13 protein-coding genes are annotated in these 14,521 nt (G+C 71.8%); 12 read left to right on the forward strand and 1 reads right to left on the reverse strand.

All coding sequences use genetic code 11. The features are described 5' to 3' along the window. Positions 1-128 precede the first annotated feature (128 nt). The 4 genes from ACGH2B_RS24485 (at position 129) to nusB (ending at position 3,339) form a co-directional block, all read left to right on the forward strand. Positions 129-1,061: an AAA family ATPase gene (locus tag ACGH2B_RS24485; RefSeq protein ID WP_399093838.1), complete on the forward strand. Its 933-nt coding sequence runs from the start codon at positions 129-131 to the stop codon at positions 1,059-1,061. A gap of 104 nt (positions 1,062-1,165) precedes the next feature. Continuing rightward, positions 1,166-2,272, forward strand: a complete 1,107-nt coding sequence (locus ACGH2B_RS24490) for an aminopeptidase P family protein (RefSeq protein WP_399093841.1) — start codon at positions 1,166-1,168, stop codon at positions 2,270-2,272. 63 nt (positions 2,273-2,335) lie between these two features. Next, on the forward strand, positions 2,336-2,902 hold the full coding sequence (efp, locus tag ACGH2B_RS24495; protein ID WP_399093844.1) for an elongation factor P: 567 nt from the start codon (positions 2,336-2,338) through the stop codon (positions 2,900-2,902). Positions 2,903-2,904: 2 nt separating this feature from the next. Continuing rightward, entirely contained in the window at positions 2,905-3,339 is a 435-nt protein-coding gene (gene nusB, locus ACGH2B_RS24500; protein WP_399093847.1) for a transcription antitermination factor NusB, read from the forward strand. Between the two features lie 218 nt (positions 3,340-3,557). Here nusB and bldD read toward each other — a convergent pair whose 3' ends face one another. Continuing rightward, positions 3,558-4,058 (reverse strand): transcriptional regulator BldD, encoded by a 501-nt coding sequence (bldD, locus tag ACGH2B_RS24505; RefSeq protein ID WP_030278578.1) that lies wholly within the window; start codon positions 4,056-4,058, stop codon positions 3,558-3,560. A 226-nt stretch (positions 4,059-4,284) separates the two neighbouring features. Between bldD and pyrR the strand changes: the two genes are divergently transcribed. The 8 genes from pyrR to pyrF all read left to right on the forward strand — a co-directional run bounded on the left by pyrR (position 4,285) and on the right by pyrF (position 14,376). Then, positions 4,285-4,929, forward strand: coding sequence for a bifunctional pyr operon transcriptional regulator/uracil phosphoribosyltransferase PyrR (pyrR, locus tag ACGH2B_RS24510; RefSeq protein WP_399093850.1), 645 nt, complete (start codon positions 4,285-4,287; stop codon positions 4,927-4,929). Between the two features lie 98 nt (positions 4,930-5,027). Continuing rightward, positions 5,028-6,011, forward strand: coding sequence for an aspartate carbamoyltransferase catalytic subunit (locus ACGH2B_RS24515; protein WP_399093853.1), 984 nt, complete (start codon positions 5,028-5,030; stop codon positions 6,009-6,011). Between the two features lie 2 nt (positions 6,012-6,013). Then, a complete protein-coding gene (locus tag ACGH2B_RS24520; RefSeq protein ID WP_399093856.1) occupies positions 6,014-7,300 on the forward strand; it encodes a dihydroorotase in 1,287 nt (428 codons plus the stop codon). Continuing rightward, on the forward strand, positions 7,297-7,890 hold the full coding sequence (locus tag ACGH2B_RS24525) for a hypothetical protein (protein ID WP_399093859.1): 594 nt from the start codon (positions 7,297-7,299) through the stop codon (positions 7,888-7,890). Before ACGH2B_RS24520 ends, ACGH2B_RS24525 begins: the two co-directional genes overlap by 4 nt. Further along, positions 7,887-9,026 (forward strand): glutamine-hydrolyzing carbamoyl-phosphate synthase small subunit, encoded by a 1,140-nt coding sequence (gene carA, locus ACGH2B_RS24530; protein WP_399093862.1) that lies wholly within the window; start codon positions 7,887-7,889, stop codon positions 9,024-9,026. Before ACGH2B_RS24525 ends, carA begins: the two co-directional genes overlap by 4 nt. Further along, positions 9,019-12,327 (forward strand): carbamoyl-phosphate synthase large subunit, encoded by a 3,309-nt coding sequence (carB, locus tag ACGH2B_RS24535; protein WP_399093865.1) that lies wholly within the window; start codon positions 9,019-9,021, stop codon positions 12,325-12,327. Before carA ends, carB begins: the two co-directional genes overlap by 8 nt. A gap of 85 nt (positions 12,328-12,412) precedes the next feature. Further along, positions 12,413-13,519 (forward strand): quinone-dependent dihydroorotate dehydrogenase, encoded by a 1,107-nt coding sequence (locus ACGH2B_RS24540; RefSeq protein ID WP_399093868.1) that lies wholly within the window; start codon positions 12,413-12,415, stop codon positions 13,517-13,519. Continuing rightward, positions 13,516-14,376, forward strand: a complete 861-nt coding sequence (gene pyrF / locus ACGH2B_RS24545; RefSeq protein WP_399093871.1) for an orotidine-5'-phosphate decarboxylase — start codon at positions 13,516-13,518, stop codon at positions 14,374-14,376. The genes ACGH2B_RS24540 and pyrF overlap by 4 nt, the downstream gene beginning before the upstream one ends. Positions 14,377-14,521: the final 145 nt, after the last annotated feature.

Below are 14,521 nucleotides of genomic sequence, written 5' to 3' on the forward strand. Positions count from 1 at the left end.
CGCCGTGGGCGGTACCGTTCCTCAGCAGTACCGCACGGCCGCGGCCACGGCGCCGGACCGGCCCGCCCGGCGGGCGCCCGGCATCCGCGCACCGCACCCAGTCGATCCCACGAGACGGAGACCACCGGATGCAGTACGCAGTGGGGGCTCCGCTGCCGCCCCGCCACCAGACGCAGGAGCAGGGGGCGACCCTGAGCTGGACCCCCGGCCCCGGTCACCCCGTGCCGCCGGGCCCGCCGCCGTCGCCGTCCGCGCCGCCGCACCCGGGCACCGGGCAGCCGGGCGCCGTCCCGCCCGGGTCCGGTCATCCGGGCGCCGCTGGTGCGGGCCCCGGTCACCCGGGCGCCGCGCAGCCCGGGTGGAGCGCCCCGGCGCCGCACTCCGCGCCGCCCGTCGCGGACACCACGGGGACCGCCGGGGCCACCGGCCATGTCCCGCTGCCGCCCGGCGCCCCCGTCGCGCTGCCCAGCCCCCCGCCCGGCACCGCCGCCCCGGACGCCGCGCACACCGCCGTCGCCGTGCTGCTCATAGGCCCGGCGGGGGCGGGCAAGACGAGCGTCGCCCGCCACTGGGCCGACTGCCGCCGGGTGCCCACCGCGCACATCAGCCTCGACGACGTCCGCGAATGGGTGCGCTCCGGCTTCGCCGATCCGCAGCAGGGGTGGAACGACCACTCCGAGGCGCAGTACCGCCTCGCCCGCCGCACCTGCGGCTTCGCCGCCCGCAACTTCCTCGCCAACGGCATCTCCTGCATCCTCGACGACGCGGTCTTCCCCGACCGCCCGGTCGTCGGCCTCGGCGGCTGGAAGCGCCATGTGGGTCCGGGCCTGCTGCCGATCGTGCTGCTGCCCGGCCTGGAGATCGTCCTGGAGCGCAACGCCCGCCGCAGCGGCAACCGCCGCCTCTCCGACGAGGAAGTGGCCCGGATCCACGGCCGGATGGCGGGCTGGTACGGCTCCGGCCTGCCGATCATCGACAACTCCCAGCACGACGTCGCCACCACTGCGCGGATGCTCGATGACGTCCTCGCCCGCAGCCTCGCCTCGCCGCCGAGCTGGTGACCGGCCGGCGGCGCGGGGGAGACGGCGGCGGCCGGTCCGGGCCGGGTACCCCGCTCGGCGGCTCCCGGACGGCCGACGGGGCGATTCGCCCGTAAGCTCAGGATATGTCCGAGCTGTACGCGGCCCGGCGCACGCGGCTGCGGGACCGCTGCGCGGCGACCGGGAGCACCGCCGCCCTGATCTCGCGCCCCGCCAACGTCCGCTATCTCACCGGTTGCGCCCCCACCGGCGCCGCACTGCTCCTGGGCCCGGCCGAGGACGTGCTCCTCTGCGGCGCCCCGCTGACCGGCGACCCCTCCGAAGGGCGCCCCGCCGAGGACGTACGCGTCACGGTGCTGCCCGCCCGCGGCGGCGACCCCGTCGTGGCCGGTGCCGATCTGGCGGCGAAGACCGGCGCCGCCACCCTCGCCGTCGAGGAACACCATCTGACCGTCGCCCGGCACCGGGCGCTCGGCCGCGTCGCGCCGCGGCTGCGTCTGTCCGACGTGGCCTGCGCCGTCGAGGCACAGCGGCTGGTCAAGGACGACGACGAGATCTCCTGTCTGCGCATCGCCGCGGAGATCACCGACCAGGCCCTCGGTGAACTCCTGGAGTCGATCCTGGTCGGCCGCACCGAGCGGCATCTCGCCCTGGAGCTGGAGCGCCGTCTCGTCGACCACGGGGCGGACGGCCCCGCCTTCGCGACCTCGGTGGCGACCGGCCCGCATTCCGGGCGGCCGGGGCATCTGCCCACCGACCGCCGGGTCGAGGAGGGCGACTTCCTGAGCGTCGGCCTCGGCGCGAACTACCGCGGCTACCGCTGCGAGATCGGCCGCACCTTCGTCATCGGCACCACCCCCGCGGACTGGCAGATCGAACTCTACGATCTTGTTTTCGCAGCCCAGCGGGCCGGCCGGGAGGCGCTGGCGCCGGGTGTGGAGTGCCGTGAAGTGGACCGGGTGACCCGTCATCTGCTGGAATCCGCAGGGCACGGTGAGCGTCTCGGACCGTGGACCGGGCACGGTGTGGGGCTCGAAATCGATGAGGACCCGCAGTTGTCGCCTGCGGCCATGGGTAAACTGGACGCTTGCGTGCCGGTCACCGTCGAGCCAGGGGTCCACATCCCCGGCCGTGGGGGTGTCCGGATCGACGACACCCTCGTCGTCCGCCCCGAGGCGGACGGCGGACCCGAGCTACTCACGATCACTACCAAGGAGCTGCTCGCCCTGTGAGCCACCGGGCTCGCTGCGGGCGGTTTCTCGGTACCCACCTGCAGTCCAGGAGATTCCGCAACCGTGGCTTCCACGAACGACCTCAAGAACGGCATGGTGCTCAAGCTCGAAGGCGGCCAGCTCTGGTCCGTCGTCGAGTTCCAGCACGTCAAGCCCGGTAAGGGCCCGGCCTTCGTCCGCACCAAGCTCAAGAACGTGCTTTCCGGCAAGGTGGTGGACAAGACCTTCAACGCCGGCGTCAAGGTCGAGACGGCCACCGTCGACAAGCGCGGGATGCAGTTCTCGTACATGGACGGCGAGTACTTCGTCTTCATGGACATGGACACCTACGACCAGCTCATGGTCGACCGCAAGGCCGTCGGCGACGCCGCGAACTTCCTCCTGGAGGGCTTCGAGGCCGTCGTGGCGCAGCACGAGGGCGAGGTGCTCTACGTCGAGCTGCCCGCCGCCGTCGAGCTGGTCATCGCGGAGACCGAGCCGGGCGTCCAGGGCGACCGTTCCACCGGTGGCACCAAGCCCGCCAAGCTGGAGACCGGCTACGAGATCCAGGTGCCGCTCTTCATCACGACCGGCGAGAAGATCAAGGTCGACACCCGCTCCGGTGAGTACCTCGGCCGGGTGAACAGCTAACCGTGGCCGCCCGTAACAAGGCCCGTAAGCGCGCCTTCCAGATCCTCTTCGAGGCCGATCAGCGCGGGGCCGACGTGCAGTCCGTGCTCGCGGACTGGATGCGGCACGCCCGGACCGACCCGCGGCAGCCGCCGGTCAACGAGTTCACCCTGGAGCTCGTCGAGGGGTACGCGGACCACGTCGCCCGCATCGACGAACTGCTCGACACCTACTCCGTCGACTGGCCGCTGGACCGGATGCCCGTCGTCGACCGCAACATCCTCCGGCTCGCCTCGTACGAGCTGATCTGGGTGGACGCGACGCCCGACGCCGTGGTGATCGACGAGGCGGTGCAACTGGCCAAGGAGTTCTCCACGGACGACTCCCCGGCCTTCGTCAACGGTCTGCTGGGCCGGCTGAAGGATCTGAAGCCGAGCCTGCGGCGCGAGACGCGATAGCAGCGGCACGTCCGGGGCCCACCCGGCGGCACCCGTGAAAGGGCCCGGAGCGCGCGGTACCGGCGCTCCGGGCCCTTCGCGCTGCCCCGGGCCCTCGGGACCTCGTGAGCCCCGGCCCCGGCCGCCGCACGATCACCCGCGGCCCGTGGAGAACGACGAAACCGCCGCCCCGGCACTCCGGGGACGGCGGTTTCTCGGTTCTGCGGAAGGGGAGCGGCTCAGAGGTCGTCGTGGGCGACCGCGCGGCGCGCGTCGGCGTCCAGCACGCCCCAACTGATCAGTTGCTCGGTGAGGACCGAGGGGGACTGGTCGTAGATCACCGCGAGGGTGCGCAGGTCGTCCTGGCGGATCGAGAGGACCTTGCCGTTGTAGTCGCCGCGCTGGCTCTGGATCGTGGCGGCGTAGCGCTGGAGCGGGCCGGCCTTCTCCTGCGGGACGTGGGCGAGACGCTCCAGGTCCAGCACCAGCTTCGGCGGGGGCTCGGCGGCGCCGCCGGGCGTCGTGCCGGGCAGCAGCTCCTGCACGGGCACGCCGTAGAAGTCCGCCAGCTCGGCGAGGCGCTGCACCGTCACGGCGCGGTCACCGCGCTCGTACGAGCCGACGACCACGGCCTTCCAGCGGCCCTGCGACTTCTCCTCGACACCGTGGAGCGAGAGGCCCTGCTGGGTGCGGATGGCGCGGAGCTTGGCCCCGAGCTGTTTGGCGTATTCGCTGGACATAAAGCTCCCCAGACACCTGAATCGAATCGATATGCGGCACCGCCGCGCGGCTGGTAACTCACTGTGAGGTTACGCAGCGTAATCCTCGTTCGTCAAGCCGAGGCGGTCAGCGGGGGCTTTCCGGGGGCGCCCGAGGGGTCTCGAACGGCCCTGCTAACCTGTACGGCGGTACATCCGACGTCCTTTAAGGTCCGTCCCGTGAGGCGGAGAAGGAGGTCCGTTTCGCATGGACGCAAGCAATTCCGACGTACGCGCATCCGGTCACGCATCCGACGTGGCCCCGCAGCCTCCCGCGCGCCCGGTGCTCGAAGGCCCGGACATCGCGCGGATGCTGACCCGTATCGCCCACGAGATCGTCGAGCGCGCCAAGGGCGCCGACGACGTGGTGCTCCTGGGCATCCCGACGCGTGGTGTCTTCCTCGCCCGGCGGCTCGCCGCCAAGCTGGCGGAGATCACCGGCCGCGCGGTCCCGGTCGGCTCGCTCGACATCACCATGTACCGCGACGACCTGCGCCTGGGGCCCGCCCGCGCGCTCGCCCGCACCGAGATTCCCGGTGACGGCATCGAGGGCCGCGTCGTCCTCCTCGTCGACGACGTGCTCTTCTCCGGCCGCACCATCCGCGCCGCCCTGGACGCGCTGAACGACATCGGCCGGCCCCGCGCCGTCCAGCTCGCCGTGCTCGTCGACCGCGGCCACCGCGAGCTGCCGATCCGCGCCGACTACGTCGGCAAGAACCTCCCCACCTCGCTGCGGGAGACCGTCAAGGTCCAGCTCACCGAGGAGGACGGCCGCGACGCCGTCCTGCTCGGTACCCGTCCCGCCGACGACACCGTCTCGGCCGAGCGGCCCACCCGGACCGGCGAGCGCTAGCGCGGCCCCCGCACGGACCCGGCGCGCCCGGGGCCGTACCGCTGCCTGCCCTCCCGGCGGACATACCCGTACGCCTTTCTCAACCACGGAGAAACCGGATGAAGCGTCACCTCATCTCGGCCGCCGACCTCACGCGCGACGACGCCGTCCTGATCCTCGACACCGCCGAGGAGATGGCCCGGGTCGCCGACCGGCCGATCAAGAAACTTCCCACCCTGCGCGGGCGCACCGTCGTCAACCTCTTCTACGAGGACTCGACCCGGACGCGGATCTCCTTCGAGGCCGCCGCCAAGCGCCTCTCCGCGGACGTCATCAACTTCTCCGCCAAGGGCTCGTCGGTCTCCAAGGGCGAATCGCTCAAGGACACCGCCCTCACCCTGGAGGCGATGGGCGCCGACGCCGTCGTCATCCGCCACCACGACTCCGGCGCCCCGCACCGGCTGGCCACCTCCGACTGGATCGGCGGCTCCGTCGTCAACGCCGGTGACGGCACCCACGAGCACCCCACCCAGGCGCTGCTGGACGCGTTCACCATGCGCCGCCGCCTGGTCGGCGCGGACGCCGGGCTCGGCAAGGACCTCTCCGGCCGCCGCATCACGATCGTCGGTGACATCCTGCACAGCCGCGTCGCCCGTTCCAACGTCCATCTGCTCACCACGCTCGGCGCCGAGGTCACCCTCGTCGCGCCGCCCACGCTGGTGCCGATCGGCGTGGAGAGCTGGCCCTGCGAGGTCTCGTACGACCTCGACGCCGTCCTCGCCGCGTCCGACGCCGTGATGATGCTGCGGGTGCAGCGCGAGCGGATGAACGCCGCCTTCTTCCCGACCGAGCGCGAGTACGCCCGCCGCTACGGGCTGGACGGCGAGCGCATGGCCCGGATGCCCGAGGACGCGATCGTGATGCACCCCGGCCCGATGAACCGCGGTATGGAGATCACCGCCGAGGTCGCCGACTCGCCGCGCTGCACCGCCGTGGAACAGGTCACCAACGGTGTCAGCATCCGGATGGCCGTCCTCTACCTGCTCCTGGGCGGCAACGAACCCGCCCTCACCACCACCGCCCGCACCGAGGAGAGCAAGTAATCATGAGCAAGACCCTGATCCGCGGGGCGAAGATCCTCGGTGGCGAGCCGCAGGACGTGCTGATCGACGGCGAGACCATCGCCGAGGTCGGTACGGGCCTGAGCGCCGAGGGCGCCCGCGTCGTCGAGGCCGCCGGCCAGATCCTGCTGCCGGGCCTCGTCGACCTCCACACCCACCTGCGTGAGCCGGGCCGTGAGGACTCCGAGACGGTCCTGACCGGCACCAAGGCGGCCGCCGCCGGCGGCTTCACCGCCGTGCACGCCATGGCCAACACCTTCCCCGTCGCCGACACCGCCGGCGTCGTCGAGCAGGTCTGGCGGCTGGGCCAGGAGTCCGGCTACTGCGACGTCCAGCCGGTCGGCGCGGTCACCGTCGGCCTGGAGGGCAAGAAGCTCGCCGAGCTGGGCGCGATGCACGAGTCCCGCGCCGGGGTGCGGGTCTTCTCCGACGACGGCAAGTGCGTCGACGACGCGGTCATCATGCGCCGCGCCCTGGAGTACGTGAAGGCGTTCGACGGCGTCGTCGCCCAGCACGCGCAGGAGCCGCGGCTCACCGAGGGCGCCCAGATGAACGAGGGCCTGGTCTCCGCCGAGCTGGGGCTGGGCGGCTGGCCGGCGGTGGCCGAGGAGTCGATCATCGCCCGCGATGTGCTGCTCGCCGCGCACGTCGGCTCCCGTGTCCACATCTGCCACCTCTCCACCGCCGGCAGCGTCGAGATCGTCCGCTGGGCCAAGTCCAAGGGGTGGAAGGTCACCGCGGAGGTCACCCCGCACCACCTCCTCCTCACCGACGAGCTGGTCCGCAGCTACAACCCCGTCTACAAGGTCAACCCGCCGCTGCGTACCGAGGCGGACGTGCTGGCGCTGCGCGAGGCGCTGGCCGACGGCACCATCGACTGCGTCGCCACCGACCACGCCCCGCACCCGCACGAGGACAAGGACTGCGAGTGGGGCGCGGCGGCCATGGGCATGGTCGGCCTGGAGACCGCGCTCTCCGTCGTCCAGCACACGATGGTCGACAGCGGACTGCTGGACTGGGCCGGCGTCGCCGACCGGATGTCGTTCCGCCCGGCGCACATCGGCCGCCTGACCGGCCACGGCCGCCCCGTCTCGGCAGGCGAGCCCGCCAACCTCACGCTGCACGATTCCGCTTACCGTGGAGTGGTGGACCCCGCGGGCTTCGCCTCCCGCAGCCGCAACACCCCCTACGAGGGCCGTGAGCTGCCGGGGCGCGTCACCCACACCTTCCTGCGGGGCCGGGCAACGGTCGTCGACGGGAAGCTGGCGTGACACCTCACCTCCTCACCTCCGCAGCGGCACAGAAGTCCGCCGAGGTCACCGACTGGGCCGCGCGGATCGGCTGGGTCGTCGGACTCCTGCTGTTCGTCGCGCTCCTCTACTGGCTGATGCGCCAGGGCTGGAAGTGGCGCGGCACGCTCCAGAGCGGGCTGCCCGAACTTCCGACCGGCCCCGATGACCCGGGCGAGGCCCTGCTGACGGCATCCGGCCGCTACCACGGCTCGACCACCGCCGGGCAGTGGCTCGACCGGATCGTCGCCCGCGGCCTCGGCACCCGCAGCCGCGTCGAGCTGACCCTGACCGAGCGGGGGCTGGACGTCGTCCGGCCCGGCGCGAGCGACTTCTTCATCCCGGCGGACGCCCTGCGCGGCGCCCGCCTCGACAAGGGCATCGCGGGCAAGGTTCTCCCGGAGGGCGGTCTGCTGATCGTCACCTGGACGCACGGCGGTACGGAGATCGATTCCGGTTTCCGCTCCGACCGGGCCGGCGACCACCCCGCCTGGGCCGAAGCGGTCAACCGCCTCAGCCCCTCACACACCACCAGCACCACCCAGCACACCGAAACGGAAGGCGCACGATGACGACCTCCACCAGGGGGACCAAAATCCCCGCCGTACTCGTCCTGGAGGACGGCCGCAGCTTCCGCGGCCGCGCCTACGGGGCCGTGGGGGAGACCTTCGGCGAAGCGGTGTTCTCCACCGGCATGACCGGCTACCAGGAGACACTGACCGACCCCTCGTACCACCGCCAGGTCGTCGTCATGACCGCGCCGCACGTCGGCAACACCGGCGTCAACGACGAGGACGACGAGTCGCAGCGGATCTGGGTGGCGGGCTACGTCGTCCGCGACCCCGCCCGGGTCCCGTCCAACTGGCGCGCCAAGCGCTCCCTGGACGAGCAGCTTCTCGCCCAGGGCGTCGTCGGCATCAGCGGGATCGACACCCGCGCCCTCACCCGGCACCTGCGCGAGCGCGGTGCGATGCGGGTCGGGATCTTCTCCGGCGATGCGCTGCCCGACGAGGGCACCATGCTCGCCAAGGTCCGCCAGGCGCCCGAGATGGCCGGCGCCGACCTCAGCACCCAGGTCGCCACCAAGGAGGCGTACGTCGTCCCCGCGGTCGGCGAGAAGCGCTTCACCGTCGCCGCCGTCGACCTCGGCATCAAGGGCATGACCCCGCAGCGGATGGCCGAGCGCGGCATCGAGGTGCACGTCCTGCCCGCCACCGCCACCGCCGAGGACGTCTACGCCGTGGACCCCGACGGCGTGTTCTTCTCCAACGGTCCGGGCGACCCGGCCACCGCGGACGGCCCCGTCGCCGTCATGCGGGAGGTTCTGGAGCGGAAGACCCCGCTGTTCGGCATCTGCTTCGGCAACCAGATCCTCGGCCGCGCCCTCGGCTTCGGCACCTTCAAGCTGAAGTACGGCCACCGCGGCATCAACCAGCCCGTCCAGGACCGCACGACGGGCAAGGTCGAGGTCACCGCGCACAACCACGGCTTCGCCGTCGACGCGCCGCTCGACAAGATCTCGGACACGCCCTACGGTCGCGCCGAGGTCACCCACGTCTGCCTGAACGACAACGTCGTGGAGGGCCTGCACCTCCTCGACCAGCCGGCGTTCTCCGTCCAGTACCACCCCGAGGCCGCCGCGGGCCCGCACGACGCGGCCTACCTCTTCGACCGCTTCGTTACGCTCATGGAGGGCCAGCGTGCCTAAGCGCACCGATATCCAGTCCGTCCTGGTCATCGGCTCCGGCCCGATCGTGATCGGTCAGGCAGCCGAGTTCGACTACTCCGGCACCCAGGCGTGCCGGGTCCTGAAGTCCGAGGGCCTGCGCGTCATCCTCGTCAACTCCAACCCGGCGACGATCATGACCGACCCGGAGATCGCCGACGCCACCTACGTCGAGCCGATCACCCCGGAGTTCGTCGAGAAGATCATCGCGAAGGAGCGCCCGGACGCGCTGCTGCCGACGCTCGGCGGCCAGACGGCCCTCAACACCGCGATCTCCCTCCACGAGGCCGGCACGCTCGACGCGTACGACGTCGAGCTGATCGGCGCCAACGTCGAGGCGATCAACAAGGGTGAGGACCGCGACCTCTTCAAGGAGGTCGTCGAAGAGGTCCGCCGCAAGATCGGCCACGGCGAGTCCGCGCGCTCGTACATCTGCCACTCGATGGACGACGTCCTCAAGGGCGTCGACGAACTGGGCGGCTACCCCGTCGTCGTCCGCCCCTCCTTCACCATGGGCGGCGCCGGCTCCGGCTTCGCCCACAACGAGGAGGAGCTGCGCCGCATCGCGGGGCAGGGCCTCACGCTCTCCCCGACCACCGAGGTGCTCCTGGAGGAGTCCATCCTCGGCTGGAAGGAGTACGAGCTGGAGCTGATGCGCGACAAGAACGACAACGTCGTGGTCGTCTGCTCCATCGAGAACTTCGACCCGATGGGCGTGCACACCGGCGACTCGATCACCGTCGCCCCGGCGATGACGCTGACCGACCGCGAGTACCAGATCCTGCGGGACATCGGCATCGCCGTGATCCGCGAGGTCGGTGTGGACACCGGCGGCTGCAACATCCAGTTCGCGGTCAACCCCGAGGACGGCCGGGTCATCGTCATCGAGATGAACCCGCGCGTCTCGCGCTCCTCGGCGCTCGCCTCCAAGGCCACCGGCTTCCCGATCGCGAAGATCGCCGCGCGGCTCGCCGTCGGCTACACGCTGGACGAGATCCCCAACGACATCACCGAGGAGACCCCGGCGTCCTTCGAGCCCACGCTCGACTACGTCGTCGTCAAGGTCCCCCGCTTCGCGTTCGAGAAGTTCCCCGCCGCGGACGCCACCCTCACCACCACCATGAAGTCGGTGGGCGAGGCCATGGCGCTGGGCCGCAACTTCACCGAGGCGCTCCAGAAGGCGCTGCGCTCGCTGGAGAAGAAGGGCTCGCAGTTCGCCTTCACCGGTGAGCCGGGCGAGAAGGACGAGCTGCTGGTCAAGGCCCAGGTCCCGACCGACGGCCGGATCAACACCGTCATGCAGGCGATCCGCGCCGGCGCCACCCCCGAGGAGGTCTTCGACGCCACGAAGATCGACCCGTGGTTCGTCGACCAGCTCTTCCTCCTCAAGGAGGTCGCCGACGAGATCGCCGCCGCCGACCAGCTCGACGCCGGGATACTGACCGAGGCCAAGCGCCACGGCTTCTCCGACGCCCAGATCGCCGGCATCCGCGACCTGCGCGAGGACGTCGTCCGCGAGGTCCGCCACGCCCTCGGCATCCGCCCGGTCTACAAGACGGTCGACACCTGCGCCGCCGAGTTCGCCGCCAAGACCCCGTACTTCTACTCCTCCTACGACGAGGAGAGCGAGGTCGCCCCGCGCGAGAAGCCCGCGGTGATCATCCTGGGCTCCGGCCCCAACCGCATCGGCCAGGGCATCGAGTTCGACTACTCCTGCGTCCACGCCTCCTTCGCGCTCAGCGACGCGGGCTACGAGACCGTGATGGTCAACTGCAACCCGGAGACCGTCTCCACCGACTACGACACCTCCGACCGGCTCTACTTCGAGCCGCTGACGCTGGAGGACGTGCTGGAGATCGTCCACGCCGAGCAGCAGGCCGGACCGGTCGCCGGCGTCGTCGTCCAGCTCGGCGGCCAGACCCCGCTGGGCCTGGCGCAGGCGCTCAAGGACAACGGCGTACCGATCGTCGGCACCTCCCCGGAGGCCATCGACCTCGCGGAGGAGCGCGGCGCGTTCGGCCGGGTGCTGACCGAGGCGGGACTGCCCGCCCCCAAGTACGGCACCGCCTTCTCCTTCGACGAGGCCAAGGCCATCGCCGCGGAGATCGGCTACCCGGTCATGGTCCGCCCCTCCTACGTGCTGGGCGGCCGCGGCATGGAGATCGTCTACGACGAGCCGTCGCTGGGCGAGTACCTCACCCGCCACGCCGGTCTCATCGACCAGCACCCGGTCCTCATCGACCGCTTCCTGGACGACGCCATCGAGATCGACGTCGACGCCCTCTACGACGGCACCGAGCTGTACCTCGGCGGCGTCATGGAGCACATCGAGGAAGCCGGTATCCACTCCGGCGACTCCGCCTGCGCCCTGCCGCCCATCACCCTCGGCGGCCACGACATCAAGCGGCTGCGCGCCTCCACCGAGGCCATCGCCAAGGGCGTCGGGGTCCGCGGACTGATCAACATCCAGTTCGCGATGGCCGGCGACATCCTCTACGTCCTGGAGGCCAACCCCCGCGCCTCGCGCACCGTCCCCTTCACCTCGAAGGCGACCGCGGTGCCGCTGGCGAAGGCCGCCGCCCGGATCTCCCTCGGCGCCACCATCGCCGAACTGCGGGCCGAGGGCATGCTGCCGAAGAGCGGCGACGGCGGCACCCTGCCGCTCGACTCGCCGATCTCCGTCAAGGAAGCCGTCATGCCCTGGTCCCGCTTCCGGGACGCCTCCGGGCGCGGCGTGGACACCATCCTCGGCCCGGAGATGCGCTCCACCGGCGAGGTCATGGGCATCGACTCGGTCTTCGGCACCGCCTACGCCAAGTCGCAGTCCGGCGCGTACGGCGCGCTGCCCACCAAGGGCCGGGCGTTCGTCTCCGTCGCCAACCGGGACAAGCGGTCGATGATCTTCCCCGCCCGGGAACTCGTCGCCCACGGCTTCGAACTGCTCGCCACCTCCGGCACCGCCGAGGTGCTGCGCCGCAACGGCATCAGCGCCACCGTGGTCCGCAAGCACTCCGAGGGCGAGGGCCCGAACGGCGAGAAGACGATCGTCCAGCTCATCCACGACGGCGGCGTCGACCTCATCGTCAACACGCCCTACGGGACCGGCGGCCGCCTCGACGGCTACGACATCCGTACCGCGGCGGTCTCCCGGGGCGTGCCCTGCCTGACCACCGTCCAGGCGCTCGCCGCCGCCGTCCAGGGCATCGAGGCGATGTCCCGCGGCGACGTCGGCGTCCGCTCCCTCCAGGAGCACGCGGAGCACCTGACCGCCGCCCGCGACTGACGACCGGCCCACGAGGGGGACACCGCACTCCGGTGTCCCCCTCGTCATGGGCACCGCCGCCCCGGAGCCCCACGAGGACCCCACCATGTACCAGACGTTCTTCCACCTGATCTTCAAGCGGATGGACCCCGAGAAGGCCCACCACCTGGCCTTCGGCTGGATCCGGGCCGCCGCCCGCACCCCCGTCCTGCGGACCTTCGCCGCGGCGGCGCTCGCGCCCCGCCACAAGGAGCTGCGCGTCGAGGCGCTCGGCCGCCGGATGCACGGCCCGTTCGGTCTGGCCGCCGGTTTCGACAAGAACGCCACCGCCATCGACGGAATGGCGATGCTCGGCTTCGACCACGTCGAGATCGGCACCGTCACCGCGCAGCCGCAGCCCGGCAACCCCAAGAAGCGCCTCTTCCGGCTCATCCCGGACCGCGCGCTGATCAACCGCATGGGCTTCAACAACGACGGTTCGGCCGCCGTCGCGGAGCGCCTCGCCGCCCGCACCCCGGTCTTCCGCACCACCCTCGGCGTGAACATCGGCAAGACCAAGGTGGTCCCCGAGGAGGAAGCGGTCGGCGACTACGTCACCTCCACCGAACGCCTCGCCGCCCACGCCGACTACCTCGTCGTCAACGTCTCGTCCCCGAACACCCCGGGACTGCGCAACCTCCAGGCGGTCGAGCACCTCCGCCCGCTGCTGACCGCCGTCCGCGAGGCCGCCGACCGCACCGTCACCGACCGCCGCGTCCCGCTGCTGGTCAAGATCGCCCCGGACCTCGCCGACGCGGACATCGACGCCGTCGCCGACCTCGCCCTCGAACTGGGCCTGGACGGCATCATCGCCACCAACACCACCATCGCCCGCGACCCGGGCCTCAAGTCCGACCCGGCGCTGCTCAACGAGGCCGGCGGGCTGTCCGGCGCGCCCGTCAAGGACCGCTCCCTGGAGGTGCTGCGCCGCCTCTACGCCCGCGTCGGCGACCGCCTCACCCTCGTCGGCGTCGGCGGCATCACCACCGCCGAGGACGCCTGGCAGCGCATCCTCGCCGGTGCCACCCTGATCCAGGGCTACAGCGCCTTCATCTACGAAGGCCCCTTCTGGTGCCGCGCGCTCCACAAGGGCCTCGCCGCCCGGCTGCGCGACAGCCCGTACGCCACCCTCGCCGACGCGGTCGGCGCCGAGCACGAGCAGGTGACCGCATGACCCAGGCCCCCACCCCCTTCGGCGCGCGCCTGCGCCGCGCCATGGACGAACGCGGTCCGCTCTGCGTCGGCATCGACCCGCACGCCTCCCTCCTCGCCGACTGGGGCCTGAACGACGACGTCGCCGGGCTGGCCCGCTTCACCCGCACCGTCGTCGAGGCGCTCGGCGACCGGGTCGCCGTCCTCAAGCCGCAGTCCGCGTTCTTCGAGCGCTTCGGCTCCCGCGGCCTCGCGGTCCTGGAGACCGCCGTCGCCGAGGCGCGCGAGCGCGGCGCGCTCGTCCTGATGGACGCCAAGCGCGGCGACATCGGTTCCACCATGGCCGCCTACGCCGCCACGTACCTCGACCCGGCCTCGCCGCTCTTCTCGGACGCGGTCACGGTCAGCCCGTACCTCGGCTACGGCTCGCTGCGCCCGGCCCTGGACCTCGCCGCCACCCACGGCTGCGGCGTCTTCGCGCTCGCACTGACCTCCAACCCGGAGGGCGCGGAGTTCCAGCGGGCGGTGCGCGAGGACGGCCGGAGTGTCGCGGCCACCGTCCTGGGCCACCTCGCCGAGGAGAACGCCACGGCCGAGGGCCTGGGCTCGTACGGCGCGGTGGTCGGCGCCACCCTCGGCGATCTCTCCGCCTTCGACCTGTCGATCAACGGTCCGCTGCTGGCGCCCGGCATCGGCGCCCAGGGCGCGACCCCCGCCGACCTGCCCACCGTCTTCGGGGACGCGGTCCGCAACGTGCTGCCGAGCGTCAGCCGGGGGGTGCTGCGGCAGGGGCCGGACACCGGCGCGCTGCGCGATGCGGCGGCCCGGTGCGCCGACGAGGTGCGGGCGGCGATCGATCAGCAGGAGGCCCAGCAGTAGGTTTAGTCCGGATTTGTCCTGGTCAGCAGAGTCTGACCAGGACTTTTCGACTGTTCTCGCTGACTCAAGCGCTGTCGGCCGCTAGTCTCCGACGAGAGCACCGCACGTAAGAGCGTTGCTCGTTGCTCCGCTCGTGCGGGGCGAC

Origin of the sequence: Streptomyces sp. BBFR2 (genome assembly GCF_044497305.1) — a bacterium.
Taxonomy (GTDB): domain Bacteria; phylum Actinomycetota; class Actinomycetes; order Streptomycetales; family Streptomycetaceae; genus Streptomyces.

Bases quoted from the DNA above. Each gene is read 5' to 3' on its own strand.
- pyrF (WP_399093871.1), top strand. From the start codon at position 13,516: ATGACCCAGGCCCCCACCCCCTTCGGCGCGCGCCTGCGCCGCGCCATG.
- ACGH2B_RS24515 (WP_399093853.1), top strand. From the start codon at position 5,028: ATGAAGCGTCACCTCATCTCGGCCGCCGACCTCACGCGCGACGACGCC.
- ACGH2B_RS24520 (WP_399093856.1), top strand. From the start codon at position 6,014: ATGAGCAAGACCCTGATCCGCGGGGCGAAGATCCTCGGTGGCGAGCCG.
- ACGH2B_RS24540 (WP_399093868.1), top strand. From the start codon at position 12,413: ATGTACCAGACGTTCTTCCACCTGATCTTCAAGCGGATGGACCCCGAG.
- pyrR (WP_399093850.1), top strand. From the start codon at position 4,285: ATGGACGCAAGCAATTCCGACGTACGCGCATCCGGTCACGCATCCGAC.
- ACGH2B_RS24485 (WP_399093838.1), top strand. From the start codon at position 129: ATGCAGTACGCAGTGGGGGCTCCGCTGCCGCCCCGCCACCAGACGCAG.
- bldD (WP_030278578.1), bottom strand. From the start codon at position 4,058: ATGTCCAGCGAATACGCCAAACAGCTCGGGGCCAAGCTCCGCGCCATC.
- ACGH2B_RS24490 (WP_399093841.1), top strand. From the start codon at position 1,166: ATGTCCGAGCTGTACGCGGCCCGGCGCACGCGGCTGCGGGACCGCTGC.
- carA (WP_399093862.1), top strand. From the start codon at position 7,887: ATGACGACCTCCACCAGGGGGACCAAAATCCCCGCCGTACTCGTCCTG.